The sequence below is a fragment of the Streptomyces sp. NPDC005962 genome (assembly GCF_040629205.1).
In the GTDB taxonomy this organism is placed as follows: domain Bacteria; phylum Actinomycetota; class Actinomycetes; order Streptomycetales; family Streptomycetaceae; genus Streptomyces.
This window is the reverse complement of record NZ_JBEXVE010000008.1, coordinates 35,224-61,430: the sequence shown is the minus strand read 5'-3', so window position 1 is coordinate 61,430 and position 26,207 is coordinate 35,224. Positions and strand designations below refer to the sequence as shown.

The 26,207-nt window shown below is 72.5% G+C and carries 19 protein-coding genes; 5 read left to right on the top strand and 14 right to left on the bottom strand.

The features are described 5' to 3' along the window. Positions 1–75 precede the first annotated feature (75 nt). The 5 genes from ABZ370_RS15635 to ABZ370_RS15615 form a co-directional block, all read right to left on the bottom strand. The gene (locus tag ABZ370_RS15635; RefSeq protein WP_358620464.1) at positions 76–2,205 is read right to left on the bottom strand and encodes a 3-hydroxyacyl-CoA dehydrogenase NAD-binding domain-containing protein; all 2,130 of its coding nucleotides are present in this window, start codon (positions 2,203–2,205) and stop codon (positions 76–78) included. Continuing rightward, positions 2,202–3,419: an acetyl-CoA C-acyltransferase gene (locus ABZ370_RS15630; protein ID WP_358620463.1), complete on the bottom strand. Its 1,218-nt coding sequence runs from the start codon at positions 3,417–3,419 to the stop codon at positions 2,202–2,204. The genes ABZ370_RS15635 and ABZ370_RS15630 overlap by 4 nt, the downstream gene beginning before the upstream one ends. Positions 3,420–3,634: 215 nt before the next feature. Continuing rightward, entirely contained in the window at positions 3,635–4,912 is a 1,278-nt protein-coding gene (locus tag ABZ370_RS15625) for a ribonuclease D (protein ID WP_358620462.1), read from the bottom strand. Between the two features lie 105 nt (positions 4,913–5,017). Next, positions 5,018–5,680: a response regulator transcription factor gene (locus ABZ370_RS15620; protein WP_358620461.1), complete on the bottom strand. Its 663-nt coding sequence runs from the start codon at positions 5,678–5,680 to the stop codon at positions 5,018–5,020. 200 nt (positions 5,681–5,880) lie between these two features. Next, on the bottom strand, positions 5,881–6,594 hold the full coding sequence (locus ABZ370_RS15615; RefSeq protein ID WP_358620460.1) for a DUF3000 domain-containing protein: 714 nt from the start codon (positions 6,592–6,594) through the stop codon (positions 5,881–5,883). 91 nt (positions 6,595–6,685) lie between these two features. Here ABZ370_RS15615 and hemE point away from each other — a divergent pair, with 91 nt between their 5' ends. Then, positions 6,686–7,771 (top strand): uroporphyrinogen decarboxylase, encoded by a 1,086-nt coding sequence (gene hemE / locus ABZ370_RS15610; protein WP_358620458.1) that lies wholly within the window; start codon positions 6,686–6,688, stop codon positions 7,769–7,771. 260 nt (positions 7,772–8,031) lie between these two features. On the opposite strand, the gene ABZ370_RS15605 is transcribed toward hemE, so the two are convergent. From ABZ370_RS15605 to ABZ370_RS15590, 4 genes are all read right to left on the bottom strand, one after another. Next, complete coding sequence (locus ABZ370_RS15605; RefSeq protein ID WP_358620457.1) at positions 8,032–9,423, bottom strand: FAD-dependent oxidoreductase; 1,392 nt, start codon at positions 9,421–9,423, stop codon at positions 8,032–8,034. 48 nt (positions 9,424–9,471) lie between these two features. Next, entirely contained in the window at positions 9,472–10,917 is a 1,446-nt protein-coding gene (locus ABZ370_RS15600; protein WP_358620456.1) for an MFS transporter, read from the bottom strand. A 144-nt stretch (positions 10,918–11,061) separates the two neighbouring features. Next, positions 11,062–11,919 carry an IclR family transcriptional regulator gene (locus tag ABZ370_RS15595; protein ID WP_358620454.1) on the bottom strand — a complete coding sequence of 286 codons (858 nt, stop codon included), beginning with the start codon at positions 11,917–11,919 and terminating at the stop codon, positions 11,062–11,064. After that, entirely contained in the window at positions 11,916–13,103 is a 1,188-nt protein-coding gene (locus ABZ370_RS15590; protein ID WP_358620452.1) for a 4-hydroxybenzoate 3-monooxygenase, read from the bottom strand. The genes ABZ370_RS15595 and ABZ370_RS15590 overlap by 4 nt, the downstream gene beginning before the upstream one ends. Before the next feature lie 91 nt (positions 13,104–13,194). On the opposite strand from ABZ370_RS15590, the gene ABZ370_RS15585 reads away from it, so the two are divergent. From ABZ370_RS15585 to hemQ, 3 genes are read left to right on the top strand one after another with little or no spacing between them, the layout of a single operon-like run. After that, positions 13,195–14,946, top strand: a complete 1,752-nt coding sequence (locus tag ABZ370_RS15585; protein WP_358620451.1) for an IclR family transcriptional regulator C-terminal domain-containing protein — start codon at positions 13,195–13,197, stop codon at positions 14,944–14,946. Continuing rightward, on the top strand, positions 14,943–16,394 hold the full coding sequence (gene hemG, locus ABZ370_RS15580; protein ID WP_358620450.1) for a protoporphyrinogen oxidase: 1,452 nt from the start codon (positions 14,943–14,945) through the stop codon (positions 16,392–16,394). The genes ABZ370_RS15585 and hemG overlap by 4 nt, the downstream gene beginning before the upstream one ends. An 11-nt stretch (positions 16,395–16,405) precedes the next feature. Continuing rightward, on the top strand, positions 16,406–17,167 hold the full coding sequence (gene hemQ, locus ABZ370_RS15575; protein WP_358620448.1) for a hydrogen peroxide-dependent heme synthase: 762 nt from the start codon (positions 16,406–16,408) through the stop codon (positions 17,165–17,167). Between the two features lie 63 nt (positions 17,168–17,230). Here hemQ and ABZ370_RS15570 read toward each other — a convergent pair whose 3' ends face one another. From ABZ370_RS15570 to ABZ370_RS15555, 4 genes are all read right to left on the bottom strand, one after another. After that, complete coding sequence (locus ABZ370_RS15570; RefSeq protein ID WP_358620447.1) at positions 17,231–19,021, bottom strand: alpha/beta hydrolase; 1,791 nt, start codon at positions 19,019–19,021, stop codon at positions 17,231–17,233. A gap of 85 nt (positions 19,022–19,106) precedes the next feature. Continuing rightward, positions 19,107–19,919 (bottom strand): TIGR04222 domain-containing membrane protein, encoded by an 813-nt coding sequence (locus tag ABZ370_RS15565; protein WP_358620446.1) that lies wholly within the window; start codon positions 19,917–19,919, stop codon positions 19,107–19,109. Between the two features lie 81 nt (positions 19,920–20,000). Next, entirely contained in the window at positions 20,001–21,020 is a 1,020-nt protein-coding gene (locus ABZ370_RS15560) for a TIGR04222 domain-containing membrane protein (protein WP_358620444.1), read from the bottom strand. A gap of 5 nt (positions 21,021–21,025) precedes the next feature. Beyond that, positions 21,026–22,339: a DUF692 domain-containing protein gene (locus ABZ370_RS15555; RefSeq protein ID WP_358620443.1), complete on the bottom strand. Its 1,314-nt coding sequence runs from the start codon at positions 22,337–22,339 to the stop codon at positions 21,026–21,028. A gap of 425 nt (positions 22,340–22,764) precedes the next feature. On the opposite strand from ABZ370_RS15555, the gene ABZ370_RS15550 reads away from it, so the two are divergent. Further along, positions 22,765–24,738 carry a transglycosylase domain-containing protein gene (locus ABZ370_RS15550; RefSeq protein ID WP_358620920.1) on the top strand — a complete coding sequence of 658 codons (1,974 nt, stop codon included), beginning with the start codon at positions 22,765–22,767 and terminating at the stop codon, positions 24,736–24,738. Positions 24,739–24,816: 78 nt separating this feature from the next. On the opposite strand, the gene ABZ370_RS15545 is transcribed toward ABZ370_RS15550, so the two are convergent. Then, complete coding sequence (locus tag ABZ370_RS15545) at positions 24,817–26,067, bottom strand: hypothetical protein (RefSeq protein WP_358620441.1); 1,251 nt, start codon at positions 26,065–26,067, stop codon at positions 24,817–24,819. Positions 26,068–26,207: the final 140 nt, after the last annotated feature.

The following is a 26,207-nucleotide window of genomic DNA, read 5'->3' as shown; positions in this document are numbered from 1 at the left end:
CACGGGCTTGACGACACGGGCGCCGGGCGGGTCCGCTGACCCACCCGGCGCCCGATGACGGCGCGGCGTGCGGTGTTACGCCGGGACGCTCGCGATCCCCGGGGCCAGGAACCGCTTGCCGTTCACCCGCTCCGCGACGCCCTCACGGTCCAGGTACGGCGTCAGACCGCCCAGGTGGAAGGGCCATCCGGCGCCGGTGATCAGGCACAGGTCGATGTCCTGCGCCTCGGCGACGACGCCCTCGTCCAGCATCAGGCCGATCTCCTGCGCGACGGCGTCCAGCACCCGGGCGCGCACCTGCTCCTCCGGCAGGACCGTGTCGCCCTGCTGGAGCAGCGCGGCGACCTCCGGGTCCAGCTCCGGCTTTCCGGAGTCGTAGACGTAGAAGCCGCGCTTGCCCGCCTCGACGACGCGCTTGAGGTTCTCCGAGACCGTGAAACGGTCCGGGAACGCGCCGTGCAGCGTCTCGGAGACGTGCAGACCGATGGCCGGGCCGACCAGCTCCAGCAGCACCAGCGGGGACATCGGCAGCCCGAGCGGCTCGACCGCGCGCTCCGCGACGTCGACCGGGGTGCCCTCGTCGATGACGTTCTGGATCTCGCCCATGAAGCGGGTCAGGATGCGGTTGACGACGAACGCCGGGGCGTCCTTGACCAGGACGGCGGTCTTCTTCAGCTTCTTGGCCACCCCGAACGCCGTGGCCAGCGACGCGTCATCGGTCTTCTCACCGCGGACGATCTCCAGCAGCGGCAGGATCGCCACCGGGTTGAAGAAGTGGAAGCCGACGACCCGCTCGGGGTGCTTGAGCTTCGAGGCCATCTCGCTGACCGACAGCGAGGAGGTGTTGGTGGCGAGGATGGCGTGCTCCGGCACGACCGCCTCGACCTCGGCGAACACCTGCTGCTTGACGCCCATCTCCTCGAAGACGGCCTCGATGACGAAGTCGGCGTCCCCGAAGGCGGCGGCCTTGTCCAGCGAGCCGGTCACCGCGGCCTTGAGCCGGTTGGCCTTGTCCTGGTTGATCCGGCCCTTGAGCAGCAGCTTGTCGATCTCGCCGTGGACGTAGCCGACGCCCTTGTCGACGCGCGCCTGGTCGATGTCGGTCAGCACGACCGGCACCTCCAGACGGCGCGCGAAGAGCAGCGCGAGCTGCGAGGCCATCAGCCCCGCGCCCACCACGCCGACCTTTCCGACCGGGCGGGCGAGCGACTTGTCCGGGGCACCGGCCGGCCGCTTGGCGCGCTTCTGCACCAGGTTGAAGGCGTAGATGCCGCTGCGCAGCTCGGCGCCCATGATGAGGTCGGCGAGCGCCGTCTCCTCGGCCTCGTAGCCGCGGGCGAGGTCGCCGTTGCGGGCCGCGTCGATGATCTCCAGCGCGCGGTACGCGGCCGGGGCCGCCCCGTGCACCTTGCTGTCGGCGAAGGCGCGGCCGCGCACCACGGCCTCGTGCCAGGCGTCGCCGCGGTCGATCTCGGGCCGGGCGATCTCGATCTCGCCCCGGAGGACGGCCGCGGTCCAGATCAGCGACTGCTCCAGGAAGTCGGCGCCCTCGAAGAGGGCGTCCGCGATCCCGAGTTCGTAGACCTGCTTGCCGCCCAGCTGCTTGTTCTGGTTGAGCGAGTTCTCGATGATGACGGAGACCGCGCGGTCCGCGCCGATCAGGTTCGGCAGCAGGGTGCAGCCGCCCCAGCCGGGGACCAGACCGAGGAAGACCTCGGGCAGCGAGAAGGCGGGCAGCGCGGCCGAGACGGTGCGGTAGGAGCAGTGCAGACCGACCTCGACACCGCCGCCCATCGCCGCACCGTTGTAGTACGCGAAGGTGGGCACGGCAAGGTCGGCCAGCCGCTTGAAGACCTCATGGCCGCCCTTGCCGATGGCGAGCGCGTCCTCGTGGCGCTTCAGCAGCTCCACGCCCTTGAGGTCGGCGCCGACGGCGAAGATGAACGGCTTGCCGGTGACCCCGACGCCGGTGATCTCGCCGTCCGCGGCCTCCTTCTCCACCTGGTCGATCGCCGCGTTCAGGAGGGCGAGCGAGGCCGGGCCGAAGGTGGTGGGCTTGGTGTGGTCAAGACCGTTGTCCAGGGTGATGAGCGCGAAGCGGCCCGCGTCCTGGGGGAGGTCGAGGTGGCGGACGTGCGCCTGCGTCACGACCTCGTCCGGGAACAGCTCGGCCGCTCCCTTGAGAAGCTCTGCGGTGGTAGTCACTTGTTCCCCTCGAAGTGCGGGTTCTCCCAGATCACGGTGCCACCCATGCCGAAGCCGACGCACATGGTGGTGATGCCGTAGCGGACTTCCGGCTGCTCCTCGAACTGCCGCGCCAGCTGCGTCATCAGACGGACGCCGGAGGAGGCGAGCGGGTGGCCGTAGGCGATCGCGCCGCCGTACTGGTTTACGCGCGCGTCGTCGTCCGCGATGCCGTAGTGGTCCAGGAACGACAGCACCTGGACGGCGAACGCCTCGTTGATTTCGAAGAGGCCGATGTCATCGATCGTCAGACCGGCCTTGGCCAGCGCCTTGACCGTCGCCGGGACCGGGCCGTAGCCCATCACCTCGGGCTCGACGCCCGCGAAGGCGAACGACACCAGGCGCATCCTGACCGGCAGGTCCAGCTCCCGGGCGAAGTCCTCGGAGGCGATCAGCGAGGCGGTGGCGCCGTCGTTGAGCCCCGCGGAGTTGCCCGCGGTGATCCGGCCGTGCGGCCGGAACGGGGTCTTCAGCGTGGCCAGGTTCTCCAGCGTGGTGCCCGGGCGCATCGGCTCGTCCGCGGTCGCGAGCCCCCAGCCGGTCTCCCCGCCCTCGGGGGTGGTGCGGCGCACCGAGACCGGCACCAGGTCCTGCTGGATCTTGCCGTTGGCGTACGCCTTGGCGGCCTTCTCCTGGCTGCGCACCGCGTACTCGTCGGCGCGCCGCTTGGTCAGGTGCGGCAGCCGGTCGTGCAGGTTCTCCGCCGTCATGCCCATGAAGAGGGCCGACTCGTCGACCAGCTTCTCGGAGACGAACCGCGGGTTCGGGTCGACGCCCTCGCCCATCGGGTGACGGCCCATGTGCTCCACGCCGCCCGCGACGACGGCGTCGTACGCGCCGAAGGCGATGGAGCCCGCGGTGGCGGTGACGGCGGTCATCGCACCGGCGCACATCCGGTCGATCGAGTAGCCGGGGACGGACTGCGGCAGCCCGGCCAGGATGCCCGCGGTGCGGCCGATGGTCAGGCCCTGGTCCCCGATCTGGGTGGTCGCGGCGACGGCCACCTCGTCGATGCGCTCCGGCGGCAGATCCGGGTTGCGGCGCAGCAGCTCCCGGATGCACTTGACGACCAGGTCGTCGGCGCGGGTCTCGTGGTAGATGCCCTTCGGGCCCGCCTTGCCGAACGGGGTACGGACGCCGTCGACGAAGACGACGTCCCTAGCGGTACGAGGCACGTTGGCTCTCCTCCAGGTGCGGGATGGCACTGCTGCGGGCACGCCATCGGCGCGCCTCCACACCCTCATGCTACTTATGAGTAACCACGCTGCCCAGTCTTCACCGCCGTAGCGTCGAAGGTCACAGGTCGGAGCGGTGCGCCGGGCCGGGAGCGGACCGGGAGCGGACCGGCGGCCGAGGCCGCCGGTCCACGCGCGTCACATCGGGGCAGAGATTACGTCGACTCCGCCCGCAGGGCGCCGGTCAGGACCGTCGAGACCTGGTCGATCTGCCAGGGGCGGGCGCCATGAGCGGCGAGAACGTCCGCCACCGCGTCCGTCGTCGGCTCCGCCGGGGGCTCCCAGCACAGCCGCCGGACGGTGTCCGGGGCGATCAGGTTCTCCTGCGGCAGGTTCAGCCGTTCGGCCAGCGCCGTCACCGCCGTGCGGGCCGCCGTGAGCCGGGCCGCCGCGGCGGGGTCCTTGTCGGCCCAGGCGCGCGGCGGGGGCGGACCGGCCACCTGCTGGCCGGGCTGCGGAAGTTCGGCCTCCGGCAGGTCCCGGGCCCGGTCCACCGCGGCCTGCCACTGCTCCAGCTGGCGGCGGCTCATCCGGTGGCCGAAGCCGCTGAGCGCGGACAGCGCCCGGGCGTTCGCGGGCAGCGCCAGCGCGGCCTCCACGATCGACGAGTCCCCCAGCACCTTGCCGGGCGATACGTCACGGCGCTGGGCGATCCGGTCCCGGGCCGTCCACATCTCGCGCACCACGGCCATCTGCCGTCTGCGCCGGACCTTGTGCATCCCCGATGTACGGCGCCAGGGGTCCTTGCGCGGCGGGGCGGGCGGGGCCGCGGCGATGGCCGCGAACTCCTGATGCGCCCACTCCAGCTTCCCCTGCCTGGTCAGCTCCTCCTCCAGCGCGTCCCGCAGGTCGACCAGCAGCTCCACATCGAGCGCGGCGTAGTGCAGCCACGGCTCGGGCAGCGGGCGGGTCGACCAGTCGACGGCCGAATGTCCCTTCTCCAGCGCGTAGCCGAGGATGTTCTCGACCATGGCGCCGAGCCCCACCCGGGCGAACCCGGCAAGCCGGCCCGCGAGTTCGGTGTCGAAGAGCCGGTCCGGGACCATGCCTATGTCACGCAGACACGGCAGATCCTGGGTCGCGGCGTGCAACACCCACTCGGCGTCGGCGATGGCGGCTCCCAGACCCGACAGGTCGGGGCAGCCGACGGGGTCGATCAGTGCGGTCCCCGCTCCGGCCCGGCGCAGCTGGACCAGATAGGCCCGCTGTCCGTAGCGGTAGCCGGAGGCGCGCTCGGCGTCGACGGCGACGGCGCCGTGGCCGGCGGCGAAGGCCGCGACGACGTCGGCGAGCGCGGCCGGGTCGGCGGTGACGGGCGGAATGCCCTCACGCGGCTCCAGCAAGGGGACCGGCGCCGGGGGGAGGTCGTCCGGAGGAGCGCCCCCGGTGGTTCGCAGTGTCGTCTCTGCTGCGGTCTCTTGGGCGTCGGTCACCTGTCAAGGGTAGCTGTGTACGCCGCGTACACAGGGCGCCCGTCGACGGAACGTTCCGTCGACGGGCGCGAGGGCGGTGCGGGGCGGGAATTCCCGCCCCAGGACTCAGTGGATGATGCCGGTACGCAGGGCGACCGCGACCATGCCGGCCCGGTCTCCGGTACCGAGCTTGCGGGCGATCCGGGCGAGGTGGCTCTTGACGGTGAGTGCGGACAGGCCCATCGAGACGCCGATGGCCTTGTTGGACTGGCCCTCCGCAACCAGCCTCAGCACCTCGACCTCGCGTCCCGACAACTCCCGGTAACCACCCGGGTGACCGGGGGCGCCCGGCGGGCGGCGGTGCATCCGGGCGGCGGCGGCGCCGATGGGGGCGGCGCCGGGACGGCCGGGAAGGCCCAGGTTGGTGCGGGTGCCGGTGACGACGTAGCCCTTGACGCCGCCGGCCAGTGCGTTGCGCACGGCGCCGATGTCATCGGCGGCGGAGAGGGCCAGGCCGTTCGGCCAGCCCGCGGCGCGGGTCTCGGACAGCAGGGTGAGGCCGGAGCCGTCGGGGAGGTGGACGTCGGCGACGCAGATGTCGCGCGGGTTGCCGATACGGGGGCGGGCCTCCGCGACGGACGACGCCTCGATGACGTCGCGCACCCCGAGGGCCCACAGGTGACGGGTGACGGTGGAACGAACGCGGGGGTCGGCGACGACGACCATGGCCGTCGGCTTGTTCGGGCGATAGGCGACCAGGCTGGACGGTTGCTCGAGGAGAACAGACACCAGGCCTCCTGGAAAGTGGTGGGACGGGTCACCACTCCTTCGGCACCGATTCGGTCCAGCTTTAGGGAATGATCACGATTTGGTGAGTAACAATTCGGGCAATTCAGACTGCTGAGCGATCAGTGCTGATCAGCGCGGGTCGCTCAGCGTGTGTTTGATCGGCGTGTGCCGATCGGCGTGTGCCGATCAGCGCGCACTGATCAGCGCGTCCCGCCGGGGCCCCGGCGCTGGGGGAGGGAGACGACGCCCGCCTCCGTGGTCCCGGCCGGGGGCAGACCGGCGATCTGGCACAGCAGATCGCACCAGGCCGCCAGGTGCGCCCCGGTGTCCGGCACGCCCAGCGGCTCCGCCGCCTCGTCCGCCCGCTCCGGGCGGGCCGCTTCGGGGGACGGGTGGTCCGAGGGCGTCCAGGAGGCGCGGATCTCGATCCGGGTCGAGGGTTCCCGCTCCCCGATCCCGCCGAAGTAGTGCGAGCTGGCGCGCGTCACCGTGCCGCTGGGCTCCGTGCAGCCGAGCCCGCGCGCGTCGAGCGCGCCGGTGAGCCACGACCAGCACACCTCCGGCAGCAGGGGGTCCGCCGCGATCTCCGGCTCCAGCTCGGCGTGGATCAGCGTGACCAGCCGGAAGGTGCCGCGCCAGGCGTCGTGGCCCGCCGGGTCGTGCAGCAGGATGAGCCGGCCCTCGGCCAGCTCCTCCTCGTCGTCGTCGGCGGTGGTGTCCGTGACCACCGCTTCGAGTGCGTAGGAGAACGGCGCCAGTCGGCGCGGTGGTGGGGTCGGGTCGAGCTCCACCTCGGGCCGCACCCGTGCCGCGCACAGACCGGTGACCGCGCGCCGGAAGGCGAGCGGGGCACCTTCCCCGCCCGCGTCCGGGCCGTCAGCACCGTTCGAGAGGTGTCCTTGAACCGCTGCCATGCCCGGAAGACTAGGCGCAGTGAGGGCTCCAACCGGGGAGGAACACCCGGGTTGGCGGGTCACTCGTTCGGCCCGTGCGAAGATTTGGTGCATGAGCGCCACAGAGCGGCCCTCGGGCCAGCAGCAGACCGGCCGCCCGGCGGCCAATCCGTGTGCCGATTCGGCCTTCCTCCGGGCCTGTCGGCGGGAGCCGGTGCCGCATACCCCGGTGTGGTTCATGCGGCAGGCGGGGCGCTCGCTGCCGGAGTACCGCAAGGTCCGCGAGGGCACCGCCATGCTGGAGTCCTGCATGCGGCCCGACCTGGTCACGGAGATCACGCTGCAGCCGGTGCGCCGTCACGGGGTGGACGCGGCGATCTACTTCAGCGACATCGTCGTACCGCTCAAGGCGATCGGGCTCGACCTCGACATCAAGCCCGGCGTCGGCCCCGTCGTGGAGCAGCCCATCCGCAGCCGCGCAGATCTGGAGCGGCTGCGTCCGCTCGATCCCGATGATGTGAAGTACGTCACCGAGGCTGTCGGGTCGCTCGTCGGAGAGCTCGGCGCCACGCCCCTCATCGGCTTCGCGGGCGCGCCCTTCACGCTCGCCAGCTATCTGGTCGAGGGCGGTCCGTCGCGCAACCACGAGCACACCAAGGCGCTCATGTACGGCGACCCGGAGCTGTGGGCCGATCTGCTCGACCGGCTCGCGGACATCACGGCGACCTTCCTGAAGGTACAGATCGAGGCGGGCGCCTCGGCCGTGCAGCTCTTCGACTCCTGGGTCGGCGCCCTGGCCCCGGCCGACTACCGCCGCAGTGTGATGCCCGCCTCGACGAAGGTCTTCGAGGCCGTCGCCGGGTACGGCGTGCCGCGCATCCACTTCGGCGTCGGCACCGGTGAGCTGCTCGGCCTGCTCGGCGAGGCGGGGGCGGACGTCGTCGGCGCCGACTGGCGGGTGCCGCTGGACGAGGCCGCCCGGCGGGTGGGCCCCGGCAAGGCGCTGCAGGGCAACCTCGACCCCGCCGTGCTGTTCGCGCCGCGCGAGGCCGTGGAGGCCAAGGCGGCCGAGGTGCTGGACGCGGCCCGGGGGCTTGAGGGGCACATCTTCAACCTCGGCCACGGAGTGCTGCCGACCACCGACCCGGAAGCCCTGACCCGGCTCGTGGAGTACGTCCACACCCACACCGCCCGCTGACACGCCTGCGGCGGCGCCTCAGGGGGTGTCCGCAAAGTCGCGTTGGAGCAGCCCGCGGCTCAGGGGGGCACCTCCCAGCGGGAGCCGGGGGAGCGTGCGATCGCAAGGCGGAGGGCCGTCCTCGCGGGGACACCTCCCGGACGGAGTCTGGGGGCGGGCCTACTCGGGCGAGCCGGACAACGCAGCGAGAGGGGGCACCTCCCAGCGATAGCCGGGGGAGCGTGCCAGGCGCTGCGGGCCCGACGGGACTTGGCCCCCCCCTAGCGCGCCGCGGCCTCCCGTACGGCGGCTGCCGCCTTGCGGGCCGCTACCTGTACCGGGTCCCAGACGGGGGAGAACGGCGGGGCGTATCCCAGGTCCAGGGACGCCACCTGCTCGACCGTCATCCCGGCGGTCAGCGCGACCGCCGCGATGTCCACGCGCTTGCCCGCGCCCTCCCGGCCGACGATCTGCACGCCGAGCAGCCGCCCCGTGCGGCGCTCGGCGAGCATCTTCACCGTCATCGGGCGGGCGTCGGGGTAGTACCCGGCGCGGTTGGTCGACTCGATGGTGACGGCGTGGAAGCGCAGCCCCACCTCCTGCGCCTGGGCCTCCAGCAGCCCGGTGCGGGCGATCTCCAGATCGCAAACCTTGCTGACCGCGGTGCCGACCACGCCGGGGAACGTGGCGTAGCCGCCGCCGATGTTGGTGCCGATGACCTGGCCCTGCTTGTTGGCGTGGGTGCCCAGCGGGATGTGCCGGGGGTGGCCGGACATCAGGTCGAGGACCTCGACGCAGTCGCCGCCCGCCCAGATGTTGGTGTGGCCGCGCACCCGCATGGCCAGGTCGGTGAGGAGCCCGCCCGACGCGCCCAGCGGCAGCCCCGCCTCCCGGGCGAGCCGGGTCTCGGGGGCCACCCCGAGGCCCAGCACGACCAGCTCGGCCGGGTATTCGCTGACCTTGGTGGCCACGCCGCGCACCCGGCCGTCCTCGCCGGTCAGCACCTCGGCGACCTCCGCGCCGGTCACGGTGTCGATGCCGAGCCCGGTCATCGCCTCGCGCACCAGCCGCCCCATGTCGGGGTCGAGCGTGGCCATCGGCTGTTCGCCGCGCTCCAGGACGGTGACGCGGCAGCCGCGGCGAGTGAGGGCCTCGGCCATCTCGACCCCGATGTATCCGGCGCCGACCACGACGGCCCGCTCGACCGTGCGGCCCTCCAGGGTGTCGAGCAGCGCCTGCCCGTCGTCCAGGGTCTGCACCCCGTGCACCCCGGGCGCGTCGATGCCGGGCATGTCGGGGCGGCGCGGGCGGGCGCCGGTGGCGATGACGAGGTCGTCGAAGCCGTGCCAGCGCTCGGCGCCGCCGGTCGTGTCGAGCTCCCGGACCCGGACCCGCTGCCCGGCGGCGTCGATCTCGGTGACCTCGCTGCGGAGGCGGACGTCGATGCCGCGCCCGCGGTGTGCCTCCGGGGTCCGGGCGATGAGTTCGTCGGGGCCGCTGACCAGGCCTCCGGCCCAGTACGGGATGCCGCAGGCCGAGTACGACGTGAAGTGGCCGCGCTCGAACGCGAGGATCTCCAGCTCGCCCCGCTTGCTGAGCCTGCGCGCCTGGGACGCGGCGGACATCCCCGCCGCGTCGCCCCCGATGACCACCATTCGCCGTGCTGACGCCATCGATTCCGCCCCTTCGCCGCCGTATGTCCCGCTCCGTCACGGGCCAGGCTACGAGCGGGCGGTGGGCTCGCGTACCAGGACGTACAGAACAGCACTCGCGAGCATCAGCGCGCCGTCGATGTAGACGGCGGCCGTCCAGCTGCCGTAGTGGTCGAAGAGGGTGCCGCTCAGCGCCGGGCTGACCACCGCGCCTATCTCCCCGACCAGGTTGAACAGGCCGAAGGCGGCGCCCCGCTCGGACGCGTCGACCACATCGTTGAGCAGGGCGTGGGCCATCGGCTGGAGGGCGTTGAAGAACAGGCTGGTGACGAAGAGCAGGACGGACATCACGAGCAGGGACGGCTTCTCCTGGGCCTGGAGATAGGCTGCGAAGACCAGCACCAGCACCCCCTGGACGACGGTGAACGCGATCAGCAGCGGCCGCCGCCCCCACCCCCGGTCCTTCGCCAGGTCCGACAGCCGGCCGCCGGCCGGGAACCCGAGGATGCCCGCGCCCGCGTTGAACGTCGCGACCAGCGCCGCGTTCTGGAAGGAGCTGTGCGCCGCGTCGGCGACGATCGAGACCGACCAGAAACTGAAGAACCACAGGTTCCACATGACCGCGATGAAGCCGAAGCTGAGCAGCAGCACATTGCGGTTCCGGGAGGTGGCGCCGAGCCGCGCCCCGCGCCGGGCGAAGATCGCCCCGATCAGCACGAACGCGAGCACACACTCCAGGACGGCCACGCCCCAGCTCGGCATCCCCGCCCCGTCGGCGATCAGATAGACCGCCATGACGGCCGCGCACAGCACCGCCGAGATCCCCAGCAGCCGCAGCGTGGAACCGGTGGCCTTGAGCGGCCCGCCGATGCGGCGCATATAGACGGTGGTGATCCAGCCGAACGCGAGGGTGGCGCCGCCCAGCACCAGGAACGGCATCCGCCAGGCGTCCTCCTCACCGAACGCCTCGGCGCCCCAGTCGATCAGATAGGGCGTGCTGATGGTCGCGACCGTCAGCCCGATGGACAGCCCGGTGATGGCGACGCCCATGCCGAGGCTGGTCTTGGCGGGCGGGGTGCGCTGGGCGATCAGCGCGCGGTCGTTGGAGTAGAAGACGCCCTCGCCCAGCCCGGTCACCACCCGCAGGACGACAAAGGCGATCAGCCCGCTCACCAGCCCGCTGGCCAGGGTCGCCACCCCCGCCCACAGCAGCGAGACGGCGAGCATCGTGCGGTGCCCGAAGCGGTCCCCGAGATAGCCGCCGGGGAACTGGGTGAGCATGTAGCCCGCGAAGAAGAGGCTGCCGATCAGACCGCCGAGGGCATGCGGATGGCTGGCGGAGCCCAGCATGCTGTGGTCGTTCTCGATCAGCCAGGTGACCACCGGGCCGGTGAGGGCGCGGTCGGCGTAGGAGAAGAGCCAGCCGCCGAGCAGCATGGCCCACAGCGTGTGGTACGGCTGCCAGCCGGTGCGTTGGTCGGTCGGTTCCCGCGCGGTGGTGTCCTCGGTGGTCACTTCGGGCGCCCCCCTCGGGCGTTGGGTGGTCCAGCCTTGGGCGTGAGGTGTTCGGGCTCGGAGCGCGGTGGGCCGCGCGGGATGTGGCGACCACAGAATGTGGCGTGAACGCACCCCCGGCAAGAGGCGGTTCCAGGTCTTCCGTCAGCCGGAAGCCTGAGCGAGTGACTCTTGTCCCCAGGCGGCGGCGAGAGTACGGGATATGCCGGTGGCGGCGACCCGCACCGCGGGTATCAGCCCCGGCGCCCGCCCCTCCGCGGCCGGTACCACCACCGACAGCGAGGCCACCACCTCCCCGCGCGGGCCCCGCACCGGGGCGGCGACGGACAGCCCGTCCATGGTGATCTGCCGGTCACTGACCGCGATCCCGGTGCGCCGCACCTCGGCGAGCGTGGCCCGCAGCCGCGCCGGGTCGTGGATGGTCCGCTCGGTGAAGCGGCGCATCGGCCGGGCGCACACCCGCTCGCCCAGCCCCGGCGGCCCGTACGCGAGCAGCACCAGGCCGACGCCCGTGGCGTGCAGCGGCCAGCGGCTGCCGACCCGGGTGCGCACCTGCACCGCGGAGCGGCCGGAGATCAGCTCGACGTAGACCACTTCCATGCCGTCGCGCACCGCCAGCTGCACGTTCTCATGGGTGGCCTCGTACAGGTCCTCCATGAACGGCAGCGCCGCCTCGCGCACCCCGACCCCGCGCGGCGACAGCGTCGCCACCTCCCACAGCCGCAGCCCGATGTGGTACGCCCCCGAGGTGTCGCGCTCCAGGGCGCCCCAGCGGGTGAGCGAGGCGACCAGCCGGTGCGCGGTGGCCAGCGGCAGCCCGGCGCGCCGGGCGAGGGCGGTGAGCGACAGCGAACGGTGCGAGGCGTCGAACGCGTCCAGCACGGCCAGCACCCGGCCCGCCACCGACCGCCCGGCGTCCGGCCGCCCGGTGTCCGACCGTCCTGCATCCGGGCGCCCCGCGTCCGGGCGCTGTCCGAAGGGGGGACTCGTCGGGGCGGTCATGACAGCGGAAGGCCGACGTAGTTCTCGGCCAGCTCGGCGGACGCGGTACGGGAGGTGGCGATCCGGTCCAGCTGGGCGATCTGCAGCCGGTCCTCGAAGGGGCTCTGCTCGGGGTGCCGGTGCAGGGTGTCCGTCATGAAGTACGAGAAGCGCTCGGCCTGCCACACCCGGGCGAGGCAGGTCGCGGAGTAGTCGTCGAGCAGCTCGGTCGAGCCCGTGGTGTGGTGATGGGCGAGCGCGCGGGCCAGAGTGACCACGTCGCCGACGGCGAGATTGAGGCCCTTGGCCCCGGTCGGCGGCACGATATGTGCCGCGTCGCCCGCCAGGAAGAGCCGCCCGTGGCGCATCGGCTCCTGCACGGAACTGCGCATCGGGGTCACGGACTTGGCGGTGATCGGGCCCCGCTCAAGGGCCCAGCGGCCGCCGTCGTCGAGCGCGAAGCGGGCGGACAGCTCGTCCCAGATCCGCTCGTCGGACCAGTCGGCGGGGTCGGTGCCGTTCGTCACCTGGAGGTAGAGCCGGGAGACCTGCGGGGAGCGCATGCTGTGCAGGGCGAAGCCGCGCTGATGGCGGGCGTAGATCAACTCCTCGCAGGACGGCGGCACATCGGCCAGCACCCCGAGCCAGGAGTAGGGATAGGCGCGCTCGAAGGTGCGGACCCGGTCGGCCGGGACCGCGCGCCGGGCGATGCCGTGGAAACCGTCGCAGCCCGCCACGAAATCGCAGCTCAGCGTCGCCTCCCGGCCTTCGTGGCGGAAGCGGATCACCGGGGCCCCGGAATCCGGCTTCTCGATCGCCAGGGCCTCGGCCCCGAACAGCAGCGGGGGTCCGCCGGGGTCGGCGAGCTGGAGCCGGACCAGATCCTTGACGATCTCCGTCTGCGCGTAGACCGTCACCGCCTTGCCGCCCGTGGCGGCGGGGAAGTCGATGCGGTGGCCACGGCCCTCGAAGCGCAGCTCGATGCCCTGGTGCGGCAGCCCCTCGCGGTCCAGGCGCTCGGCGGCGCCGCACTCCCGCAGCACGTCCACGGTGCCCTGCTCCAGGATTCCGGCCCGCTGCCGCTGCTCGACATAGGCCCGGTCCCGGCTCTCCAGCACCACGCAGTCCACCCCCGCGCGGTGCAGCAGACGGGCGAGCAGCAGGCCGGCGGGTCCCGCGCCGATGATCCCGACGGTCGTGCGCATCGAAACGTCCCTTCGTCCGGATTCGGTAATTCGGTAAAGTGAGGATCCCCACTTGTTCGCGGAGTGAAACTTCGTTCATAATCGAGCTGTGATGAGTCTCGGTCCGGTGTCCCCACCTGTCAATGGCCCCGTCGGCCCTCTTGAGCGCGGCCTCGCCGTGCTCTGCGAGCTGACCCGGCTGGCCGCGCACCAGGGCGAGGCCGCGGTCCGGCCCGGCGACCTGGTGCGCGGCACCGGGCTCGCCCGGTCCGTCGTCGACCGCGTCGTGGGCACGCTCGAACAGCTCGGATATGTGCGGCTCGACGGCCGCGAGGTCGGCCTCGCGGCGCGGCTCATGGAGCTGGGGAACGCCTATCTCTCCGCCAGCGGCCTGCCGGACGCGCTCGGACCGTTCGCCGAGCGGCTCGCCGACGGCCTCGACGAGTCGGTCTCGGTCGCCGTGCCGGACGGCGACGGGGCGCGCTTCGTCGTCCAGGCCACCCGCCGCCGCACCATGTCCCTGGCCTTCCGCATCGGCGATCTGCTGCCCGCCGAGCGCTGCGCCCCGGGCGCGCTCTTCGCCGCCGAGTGGGACGAGCGGGCCTGGGCGGCCTGGCGCGCCCGCCGCGCCGCCGACCCGCTCGACGCCGCCTACCCCGCCGTTCCGCCGCGCCACCGGCCCGCCGCCGACACCGGCTTCGAGGCGCGCGTACGGGAGGCCGCCCGGACCGGCTGGGCGGCCGACGACCAGATGATCGAGCCCGGTCTGGTGGCGGTGTCCGTCCCGGTCCGGGACGCCTCGGGCCGTACCGCGTGCGCGGTGAACGTCGTCAGCCACACCAGCCGCCACGACGCGGCCTCGCTGCGGGCCGCCGTGCTGGGCCCGCTGCATGCGGAGATCCCGGCCATGGAGGCGGCGTTGGCGGCTCCGGCGGAGGCGGCCCGCGCCGAGCCCGGTCCGCCGGGGCGGGCGACGGCGGGCCCGGCTGCCGGACCCGGCGCCGAGGACCCGGCGCGGGCGGCCAAGCGGGAGCTGGGGGCCGGGTATCTGCAGTCGCTCGCGCGCGGGCTCACCGTGCTGCGGGCGCTGGGCGCACCGGGGGAGGAGGGCGGCGGCGCACCGCACGGGCGCACGCTCACCGCCGTCGCCGAGGCCACCGGGCTGCCCCGGGCCACCGCGCGCCGCTCCCTGCTCACCCTCGTCGAGCTGGGATACGCCGAATACGCGGAAGGCGACGGCCGGGCCTTCCGCCCGCTGCCGCGGGTGCTGGAGCTGGGCTACGCGCCGCTGGGCGACCTGTCGTTCACCGAGCTGGCCCAGCCCCATATGCGCGAACTCGTCCGCGCCGTCCACGAGTCGGCGTCCCTGGCGGTGCTCGACGGCGGCGACATCCGGTACGTGGCGCGCGTCCCCACCGTGCGGATCATGAGCGTCAACATCACCATCGGCACCCGCTTCCCCGCCTACGCGACCTCCATGGGCCGGGTCCTGCTCGCCGGTCTTGCCCCGGGCGAGCGCGCCGCGCATCTCGCCGGGCTCGCCCCCGAGCCGCTGACCCGGCACACCGTGACCGCCGTGCCCGAGCTGGCCCGCGTCCTGGAGCGGACCGGGAGGGACGGATACGCCCTGGTGGACGAGGAGTTGGAGGAGGGGCTGCGGTCCCTCGCCGTGCCCGTGCGGGGCGCGGACCGCCGGGTGGTGGCCGCGCTCAACATCGCCACCCACGCGGGCCGCGGCAGCGCCGAGTCCACCCTTGAGGAGCTGCTTCCGGCGCTGCGGACCGCCGCCGCCCGCATCGAGGCCGACCTCGCCACGGCCTCGGCCCACCACCCCCTGGGGGCGGGTGAGAGAGTGGGGGCATGAGCGCAGCGACCTCCCCGGGCCCGGGGAATACCGGCCATGCCATCGTCATCGGCGGCGGGATCTCGGGCCTCGCGGCCGCCCACCGGCTGCAGAGCGGCGGGGCGCGGGTGACCGTGCTGGAGGCGTCGGGGCGGCTGGGCGGCAAGCTGTGCGGCGGCGAGATCGAGGGCGTGGCCGTGGACCTGGGCGCCGAATCGATGCTCGCCCGGCGCCCGGAAGCGGTGGAGCTGGCGCGCGCCGTCGGCCTCGGCGAGCGGCTCCAGCCGCCCGCCACCGCGACCGCCGCCCTGTGGACGCGCGGCGCCCTGCGCCCGATGCCCAAGGGTCATGTGATGGGCGTGCCCGGCGACCTCGCGCCGCTCGCCGCGTCCGGGGTGATCTCGGACGACGGGCTTGCGCGCATCGCCCGCGACGCGGAGCTGCCGCCCACCCCGGTCGGCGAGGACGTGGCGCTCGGCGAGTTCATCGCGGCCCGGCTCGGCCGCGAGGTCGTGGACCGGCTGGTCGAACCGCTGCTCGGCGGGGTCTACGCGGGGGATGTGTACCGCACCTCGATGCGGGCCGCGGTGCCCGCCCTCTTCGAACTGGCCCGGGCGAACCGGCCGCTGGCCGAGGGCGTCCGGGAGCTGGCCGAGCGGTCGGCCCAGCGGCAGGGCGGCGCCGGGCCGGTGTTCATGGGCATCGACGGCGGCATCGGGCGGCTGCCGCTCGCGGTGGCCGACGCCGTACGGGCCGCGGGCGGCGAGATCCGCACCGACGCGCCGGTACGGGAGCTGCGCCGGGCCGAGGACGGCTGGACCGTCGTCACCGACGACGGGGTGCTGCGGGCCGACGCGGTCGTGCTGGCGGCCCCCGCACCCGCCGCCGCCCGTCTCCTGGCGGCCGACTCCCCGGCCGCCTCCGCCGAACTGGGCACCGTCGACTACGCCTCCATGGCGCTGATCACCATGGCCTTCCGCCGCGCCGACGTGGCGTCGCTCGCCGAGGGCAGCGGCTTCCTGGTCCCGCCGGTCGACGGCCACACGATCAAGGCGGCGACGTTCTCCAGCCGCAAATGGGGCTGGCTCCGCGACTCCGCCCCCGATCTCTTCGTGCTGCGTACCTCGATCGGGCGGTTTGAGGACGATGAGCATCTGAAGCGCGACGATGCCGATCTGGTAGGGATGTCGCTCGCCGATCTCGGCGCGGCCACCGGCCTCGCCGCCCGGCCGGTGGCGACCCGGGTGACCCGCTGGGACGGCGGACTGCCCCAGTACCCGGTCGGCCATCTCGACCGGGTCGCCCGCATCCGCGCGGAGGTCGCCAAGCTGCCCGGCCTGCGGGTGTGCGGCGCGGTCTACGACGGCGTCGGCATCCCCGCGTGCGTCGCGAGCGCCCGCACCGCCGCCGATGAGCTGCTGGAACCGCTGACGGCCACCCTGGCGCGGGGTGCCGACGGCGGAGAGTGAGAATAGGGACCATGACTGCTGCTGCTCCCGACACCCCCCAGACCCCCGGCACGCCCGAGACGACCGCGTCTTCCAAGACCGCCAACGCCGGGAAGAAGGCCAAGGACCTCAACGAGGTCATCCGCTACACCCTGTGGTCGGTGTTCCGGCTGCGCGATGTGCTGCCGGAGGACCGCACCGGCTACGCCGACGAGGTCGAGCAGCTCTTCGCGCAGCTCGCCGCCAAGGACGTCACCGTGCGCGGCACGTATGACGTCTCCGGGCTGCGGGCGGACGCGGACGTCATGATCTGGTGGCATTCGGAGACCTCAGAGGCCCTGCAGGAGGCATACAACCTCTTCCGCCGCACCCGGCTCGGCCGCGCACTGGAGCCGGTGTGGTCGAACATGGCGCTGCACCGCCCGGCGGAGTTCAACAAGTCGCACGTCCCCGCGTTCATCGCGGACGAGCACGCGCGCGACTACGTCAGCGTCTACCCCTTCGTACGGTCCTACGAGTGGTACCTGCTGCCCGACGAGGAGCGCCGCACGATGCTCGCGGACCACGGCAAGATGGCGCGCGGCTTCCCCGATGTGCGCGCCAACACCGTCCCGTCGTTCTCCCTCGGCGACTACGAGTGGATTCTCGCCTTCGAGGCGGACGAGCTGCACCGGATCGTCGACCTGATGCGCCATCTGCGCGGCTCCGAGGCGCGTCGTCATGTGCGCGAGGAGGTGCCGTTCTACACCGGGCGGCGCAAGCCGGTCGCCGAGCTGGTCGCCGGTCTGGCCTGACGCGGCCGGATGATCCCCGGTCCGGCCTGACAAGGCTGGATGATCCCCGGTCCGGCCTGACGGTCACGGCATCCCGGGCGCCCCGGAACCTCCCGGGACTCCGGGCAGCGCGGGCTGCTTGCCGGAGTCGGGCACCGCGGCCGGGCCGGGTTCCGGTTCCGGCGCCGGGCGCGGGGCGCAGAAGGCCGTCCGGCCCGGGGTCTTCCCGGTCAGCAGATACGTGTCGACCTTGCGGTTGACGCAGTCGTTCGGGCCGCCCCACAGGCCGTGGGTACCGGCCTTCCGCTCGGTCACCAGGGAGGCGCCGGGGAGCCTGCGCCACAGCGCCTTGGCGCCCGCGTACGGAGTGGCCGCGTCCCGTTCGGCGGCCAGCAGCAGCACCGGCGGCAGCCCCGGCCGGGCGGTCACGTCCATGGGAGTGTCGTGCCCCAGCGGCCAGTAGGCGCAGGGCAGGTTCATCGCCACGTTGTCCCAGGTTTCGAAGGGCGCACGGCGCGCGAGGGCGGCGTTCTCCCGGTGCCAGCTCGCCCAGGCGCGCGGCCAGGGAGCGTCGTTGCACTCCACGGCGGTGTAGACGGCGTTGCCGTTCTCCTCGGACTCCGCGTCGCCGGATTCGGACGCGGCCAGCGCGATCAGCGGCCGCGGATCGCCGCGCAGATAGGCGGCGAGGGCCCGGGCGCTGGGGTCCCAGTAGGCGTCGTTGTATCCGGCCCGTACGAACGCGTCCTGCAGCTCTCCGGTGCCGACGCGGCCGCGCGCCGGTTTCCGGGCCAGGCGGTGGGCCGCCTTCCGGTACGCGGCGAGCACCCGGGCGGGGGTCTTGCCGAGGTGGTAGACGGCGTGGTGCCGGGCGGCCCAGCGGCGCCAGTCCGCCCAGCGCCGCTCGAAGGCCAGGGACTGGTCGAGGTTGTTGCGGTACCAGATCTGCCAGGGCCCGGGGTTGACCACGCTGTCGAACACCATGCGCCGCACATGGCGGGGGAAGAGCGTCGCGTAGACGGCCCCGTAGTACGTGCCGTACGAGGCGCCCACGAAGGTGAGCCGCTTCTCGCCGAGCGCGGCGCGCAGCACATCGAGGTCGCGGGCGTTGTTGAGCGTGCTGATGTGCCGCAGGGCCTTCCCCGTACGGCGCAGACAGCCCCGGGCGTAGGTGCGCGCCCGCGCGCGCATCGCCCGCAGATACGCGGCGGAGGGGTGCTGCGGGGAGCTTGTCGGCGTCTTGGCGAAGGCCGCCGGGCGGCGGCAGGACACCGGCGCGGAGCGGCCTACTCCGCGGGGCGCGTATCCGACGAAGTCGTAGACGGCGGCCGTCTTGTGGAAGGCGTCCTCGGCGGCGTACTCGGGGAACGTCATACCGGAGGCGCCCGGTCCGCCCGGGTTGTAGACCAGCGCGCCCTGCCGCCGCGCCTTGGGCCCGGAGGCGCGGACCCGGCTGACGGTGAGACGGATGTGCTTGCCGTGCGGCCGCGCGTAGTCCAGCGGTACGGAGACGGTGCCGCAGCGGACGCTCGCCGACAGCTCCTCGGAGCCCGGGCAGTGGCCGAAGGAGATGCCCCGGGCGGCCGCCCGCCGGGCCGCCGTCACCACCCCGCGGGCCTCGGCGGCGCCGCCCCGGGGGACGGCCAGCGCGGGCGAGGCCAGCACGGCGGAGGCGGGAGAGCCGAACGAGGCGGACCAGGCGGGGGCCGCCGCCGTGACGGCGGCCGCCGCCGGGGGCCCGGCGGCGACCGCCGCGGCGGGGCGCGCGGGCGGCGCGGCGAGCGGTCTGCCGGTGGCGGGGGTGGCGAGCAGTGCGGTCATCGCCAGGGACAGGGACAGCGGTCCGAGGATGCCGTACAGCGCTGCTGCTCTCACAAGCCGTCCCTCCGCACATCGCGCGACAAAAGGGATACTTGGTGCGGCGATTGGCCATGTAAAGCACCGGGCGGCGGTGTCGGGGTCAATGACCCCAATGCGCCCTCAGCGCGGCGCGCAGCGCCGGATCGGGCAGCGCGGCCGGGCCGTGGACCGCGAGGGCGGTGAGCAACTCGCCGTCGTCGTGCTCCGCGTCGGCGCCGCCCCCGGCGCGCTGGGCGACGGGTCGCCGGGGCGGTGCGTCGATCCGGCCCAGCAGCTGCTGCCCGGCGGGGGAGGCCCAGTGCGAGTACGGATGCACCTCGACCCGGGCGATCACCAGACAGCTCGCGGTGAGGAGCAGCGGAAGCGCGAACCAGGCCAGCGCCGCCCCCGGGCCGGACGCGGGCGGCACCATGAGCAGCGCGGTCACCCCCGTCGCCAGGACCACGACGCACGCCAGCCGCACCTGCCGCACCGCGTCCGCCACGTTCGCCCGCGCTCCCGCGGGCACCGCGAGCCCCGCCGCCACCAGCCGGTCGGCCAGCGCCCGCACCGGGTCGGCGGCGGCCAGCGCGGCGCGGACCGGCGGTACGGGGGACTGGCCCCGCGGGCCTATCGCGGCGATGACCGAGCGTTCGAGAGCGTCCCGGCCGTCCGGGTCGACGACGGTGACCCAGCCGGTGTGGGCGAGCAGCAGGCGGCGCTCGCGGGACATCGACACCAGGGCGAGATCGGCGACCCGCCGCTCCCCGCCCGCCAGGAAGGCCGCCTCGTACAGGCTCAGGGCCCGCCCCTCCGGCTCCGGACCGGCGGCGGCTTCCATCGGCTGGGCGGCCGCGACCGCGGCGAGGCACAGACGGGTGCAGCTGACCACCGCCGAGCCCCATGCGACGAGCAGGAACAAGACCCACAGCATGGCCGAGTTTTACTGGACCCGACCGTTTCCGCGCCAGAGATTTCGCGAAATGCGCGATTCGGTGCCACGATTCGTGAGCGGTCAGCTGCCTCCGCCGCAGCCGCCACCGCCGCCCGAACCGCCCCCGCCGCAGCCGGAGCCGCCGCCCCCGCATGAGGAGCCGCCTCCGCACGACGAGCCGCCGCAGCCGGAGCCCCCGCCGCACCACGAGCCGCCGGAGAAGTCGGAGATGCCCGACGAGCCCGAACCGTTGCCCGAGGACGCGCCCGTCACCCGATGCGCCTGCAGCAGTTGGTCCCGCAGCACCGTGTCGGCGGCGATGGTGGCAGCGCCGCCCAGCGCCACGGCGACCGCGATGGCGGGCGCCGCACTCGCCGCGGAGTTCGCGGAGGATGCGGCGGGCGCCGACGACCAGTGCCCGCTGGGCAGCCTTCCGGGCCGCTCGGCGGTGCCCATCTCGGTGTCCCTCCGGAAGGCGTCCAGGGCCCGCCTCCCGGCCGACGTCAGCCGGCCCTTGGTCAGGTTCGCGCAGACGCCGCCGACCCCGAAGCCGAGGAACAGCGCCGGAAGGATCAGGAAGATCACCGGGAACCCGCCGTTCCCGTCCATGTTCTGCCGGACGGACAGCCAGACGCCCAGGGGCACGCCCAGCCAGCAGGCCACCACCTGCGCCCGCGCCGCGTTCCGCCACGGCCGGAGGGCGGCGGGGCGCATCAGCAGCCCGCGCCGTGCCAGGTCGTCCCCGATGGCCTGCACCTCCGGGGCGCGCATCAGCTCCCGGCGCAGCCGGTCGAGGGCACCGTTCGGGGAGCTGGTGAGAACGTTGAGAAGCGCGTTCTCGATCGGGGTGCGGGCGACCGGCTGCCGTATCGAGACCACCCCGGGCCTGCCCACCGTCAGCCGGCCGTCGGTGTGCATCTCGCTGATCACGGTGTCGGCCACCCGGCCGGGCCCGCTCGCCAGGAACGCGGCCTCCATGAGGTCGTCAACGCCGGTTTCCGGCGCCCCCGCGGCGGCCCGCCGGGCCCGTACGACGCCCGTGATGACCACGGCCGACGACACGGTCACCACCACGTACACGAGGATCACGATCGCGTCCATGCCCGTTACCCCCCGCTCAGTACGAGCCGGGCCCGGCGGGCGAAGCGGGCCAGCGGGTTCGCGGACAGCGGGGCGGGGCCGGACCGCTCCTGCCACCACAGGGTGAGCCGACGCCGCGTCGCCGCGTCGGGGGCGTCACCGGAAGCCGCCGTCAGCAGATGCTCGACGAACGCCATCGCGTCGCGGCGGTAGCCGCCGGTCATCGGGCGGCCGTCGGCGTACCGCCCGAACGCCGGGCGGTAGCCGTCGCCCAGGATCTCCGGCAGCTCCGGGGCGACCTTGGCGACCACCCCGGCCCGCTTGGCCGTCAGCGCCCGGCTCTGGACCCCCAGCCGCTGCCGGTCGAAGCCCTCCGGCGCCGGGGCGCCCGCGACGAGCGCCGACAGCAGCGCGGTCTGGGCGGCCGCCAGTCGCTCCCGCGCGGCGGCGGTGTCCGGTGTGTCTCGTGCGTCCGGGCCGCGCCGGGCCTTCGGTACGGCGGCGTCGGCCGTCGTCACCCCCGCCGCCGTCACCGCGCGGATCGCCTCCAGCTCGCCCGCCAGCTCCCCGGCCGCCGGGAAGTCCTCGTCCCGCTCCAGCAGCACCCCGGGCGGCGTCGTACGGGCGCACAGCTCGGCGAGCACGTCGAGCACCGGCTGCGTCACCGGATGGGCGTGGCTGTCGTGCCACACCCCGTCCCGTTCGACGCCGCCCGCCACATGGACGTACGCGATGGCCGAGGTCGGCAGCTCGTCCAGTGCCGTGGCCGGGTCCTCGCCCCGGTTGACGTGGTTGGTGTGCAGATTGGCGACGTCGATGAGCAGCCGTACGCCGGTCCGCTCGACCAGCTCGGCCAGGAACTGCCCCTCGGTCATCTCCTCGCCGGGCCAGGAGATCAGCGCCGCGATGTTCTCCAGCGCGAGCGGCACCGGCAGCGCCTCCTGGGCGATCGCCACGTTCTCGCACAGCACGTCCAGCACGTCCCGGGTGCGCGGCACCGGCAGCAGATGCCCGGCCTCGATGACGGGCGACCCGGTCGGCGGGCCCCCGGCCCGTACGAACGCGATGTGCTCGGTGACCAGGGGCGATCCCAGCGCCTCGGCCCGCTCCGCGAGGGCCGCGAGCCGCTCGGGGTCCGGCCGCCCGGCGCCGCCGATGCCGAGGGAGACGCCGTGCGGAACCACCGTCGTACCGCGTTCGCGCAGCCGCAGCAGCTCCTCGGGCACATGGCCGGGGCAGATGTTCTCGGCCACCACCTCCACCCAGTCGATGCCGGGCAGGCGCGCGATGTCCTCGGCGATTTCCGGTCGCCAGCCGATTCCGGTACCGAGGCGCGTCATGGCTCCCCCTTCTCGTGCGGTCCTGATTCCGTGCCGGACGTTCTCCCCTGCCGGGGTAATGACCCCCGGGGGAGAGGATGAATCCACGGCGCTCGCGGTTCAGAGGTTCATTTGAGCTTCGGGGTGTCACGCTACGCCCCTCCACGCGCCGCCGGGCTCCCGGTCTGTGACTCCCGACGGCCCTGGCAGGGCGCCCAGTTGCGGAATATCGGCACTGTTACAAAATTTTGGGGCCCTGTGGCGACAGATGTTCGGAAGGGAGAATAAGGTCGTGTGGTCCGGGGGGATGGAAGATCACACCTTTGTGCCGCGCCCGCGCGCGGAGCGAGCGTGGGGGAACACACGTGCTGGGCAGCAACAATGCCAAGGGGAAGCGCCGCCGTAACGCACACCGTAAGCCGGCGCCGTCGTCGGGCGGCCGGGGGATGCAGCTGCGTCGCTGGGCGGCCCGCCATATCCGGCTCGACTACCCACGGGCCGGGAGAGAGGGCGTACGGCGCTGGCTGCCGTCGTGGCGCCAGGTGGGCCTGCTCCTCGTGTTCTGCGTCGGGAGTCTGACCGGTGTCCTGAGCTATCTCTACATGCAGACCGACATACCCAAGAACCTGAACGACTTCGCCACCCAGCAGGACAACGTCTACTACTGGGCCGACGGCTCCGAGATGGCCCGTACGGGTCCGGTCAACCGTCAGGAGGTGCCGTTGTCCAAGGTGCCGGAAAAGGTGCAGTGGGCCATCCTCGCCGCCGAGAACTCCAGTTTCTACTCGGACAGCGGCATCTCCCCGAGCGGTCTGATGCGCGCCGTGACCCGGATGGTGACGGGCGGTGAGACCCAGGGCGGCTCGACCATCACCCAGCAGTATGTGAAGAACGCCTATCTGAATCAGCGCCAGACGTTCTCCCGCAAGCTCACCGAGATGTTCATGGCCATCAAGCTCGACGACCGGATGACCAAGCAGGAGATTCTTCAGCGCTATCTGAACACCAGCTGGTTCGGGCGCGGCACCTACGGCATTCAGCGGGCCTCCTACGCGTACTACGGCAAGGATGTCTCCCGGCTCAACGCGAGCGAGGGCGCGATGCTCGCCTCGCTTCTCAAGGGCGCCGGAACCTTCGATCCGACGCTCAGCGCCAAGAACCACAAGCGGGCGGTCGACCGCTGGAAATGGGTTCTGGACCGGATGGTCGACATCGGAAAGCTCTCCAAAGAGGAGCGGGCGAAGTACACCACGTTCCCCGACCCCCATCCGGCGCCCCGGCCCGCCGGGCTCACCGGCCAGGTCGGCTATCTGGTGGAGACCGCGAAGGCGTATGTGAGTTCCCATACCGTCATCTCCGACGCCGCCTTCGACCTGGGTGGCTATCAGATTCACACCACCTTCGAGAAGTCGAAGGTGAAGGCGCTCGCCGCGTCGGTGAAGGAGACCCGCGACGGCCTCGACCCCAAGAGCCGCCGGGAGGACCGGTACGTGCGCATCGGCGCCGCCTCCGTGACACCGGGCGGGCGCATCGAGGCGCTGTACGGCGGCCCCGGCTACCTGGAACAGGGCTTCAACGACGCGAACGCCTCCGTCGTCCCGGCCGGTACCGCCTTCACACCCTTCGTCTACGCGGCGGCGCTGCGCGACGGCGTGCTCAAGGAGCGGAACAGCCCGCGCACGCCTGTCGCCCCCACCACGCTCTACGACGGCAACAACAAGGTCGCGGTGAAGACCCCCGAGGGGCCCTACTGGGACCGCGGCGGGAAGATCGTGCGCGGCGAGAACGACGGCGACCAGTCCTACGGGCAGGTCAGCCTGCGCCAGGCGATCGTCCAGTCCATCAACACCCCGATGCTGCAGCTCGGCATGGACGTCGGCCTCGACCGGGTCCGCCAGGCCTCCATCGACGCGGGGCTGCTGCCCAGCAGTTTCGGCGCGCGGGTGCCCATGTCCTCGCTCGGCACCGCGACGCCCAGCTCCATCCGGATGGCCAGCGCGTATGCGACGTTCACCGCCAAGGGTGCCCATGTGCCGCCGTTCTCGGTGAGCGGACTGACCCGTAACGGCGAGAAGTTCGCCCTGCGCAAGGACCGCGCCAAGCGGGCGTTCAGCACCGAGGTGGCGGCGCAGGTGGACGAGGCGCTGCACGGCGCGGTCCAGGGCGGCACCGGGCAGGCGGCGGCCGTGGTGGGCCCCGGCGCGGCGGGGAAGACGGGCACCGCGCAGGACGGCACCTCGTCCTGGTTCGTCGGCTACACCGACGAGGTGTCCACGGCCGTTTCGCTGTCGCGGGTGGACCCCAAGACGCAGGAATTGCTGCCGCTGAAGGGAATGGGCGGAGACGTCACCGGAAAGGCGAGCGACACCTATCCGCTGGACATCTGGACGCGCTATATGGCGGGTGCCGGGAACAAGTAGCCGGAGATACGCGAAAGCCCGGCCGGTGCGTCGAATGTGACGCACCGGCCGGGCTTCTCTATAGCTACTTGCTACTTGCTACTTGGTGTACGCCGACCAGTCCGGCGATTCCGCCGGGTCGAGCATCCGCAGCTTGTCCAGGACCTTCGGGTCCTGGGCGTCCAGCCAGTCGGCGAGCTGTTTGAACGATACGCACTGCACACCCTGGCGCTTGCACACGCTGCGCATCACGTCTTCGATGGCCTGCATATAGATGCCACCGTTCCAGGTCTCGAAGTGGTTGCCGATGAACAGCGGTGCCCGGCTGCCGTTGTAGACGCGCTCGAAGCCGTTCAGATAGCCTTCGCGGGTCAGCCGCTCCCATTCGGCGTACTTCCCCGGATCGCCCTCGGTGCTGTCACCGGACTGGTTGTAGAGGAAGTTGAAGTCCATGGAGAGGACCTGCTTCTCGCTCTCCGGGTACGGCACTAGCTGGAGCGGGAAGTTCCAGATGCCGCTGATTTTGGACGGCCAGATCTGGAAGTCGCCCGGAGAACTCGCGTCGTAGCGCCAGCCCAGAGATTTGATGGCCGGGATCAGATTCTTCTGTCCCTCAAGACAGGGAGCGCGGCCGCCCGCCAGTTCCTCGTCGTAGTCGAAGGGCAGCGGCTCGATGTCGGTGAAACCCGTATTGGTCTTCCAGTGCTCCACGAAGGAGTACGCCTGCTCGGCCTCGCTCTTCCACTGCTGGGTGCTCCACTCGCCGCCGCCCTTGGAGCCGCAGAAATGCCCGTTGAAGTGCGAGCCGATCTCGTTGCCTTCCTGCCACGCCCCGCGCAGCTGATCCAGCGTCTCGCGTATGTGCTCATCGGTGGGGAAGGATATGGCGGCCGAGCCCGGCTTGTGCATCGGCGGCTTGTAGAGATCGCTCTTGTACTTGGGCAGCAGATACATGCCGCTCAGGAAGAACGTCATTTTGGCGTTGGTTTCCCTGGCGACCTGGCGGAAGCGGGAGAAGAGGTGGTCGCCGTTCTCCAGCGCGCCGTCCCAGGAGAAGACCACGAACTGCGGGGGCTTCTCGCCCGGCTTCAGTTTCTTGATCTTCGGCTGGCCCGGCTGGGGACCGGTGTAGGACGTGGAGCCGTCCCCGATCACCTTCACCTTGCCGTCCCAGTTGGCGTACTTGTTCTTCTTCTTGGCGCCCTTGGGGATCTTGTCCGCCCGCGGCACGGGTGCGGCGGCCTGGACGCTGCCGTCCACCGTGCCGCCCGTATCCCCCGGCGAGGTCAGGACGATGAGCAGCGCCACGACCACGGCCACGGCCGTCAGCGCGCCCAGGGGCGCGGCCACGCCATAGGCGTTCCGCGCGGATAATTCCTTCAATGCCTTCAAGGACTGCGATGCCTTCAAGGTCTTCAACGCCTTCAACGGGTCCCGCCCCCTGGCAACGGTTCAGTTGTGTGCCCCCGCTCAGTATCACAGAAGTATCA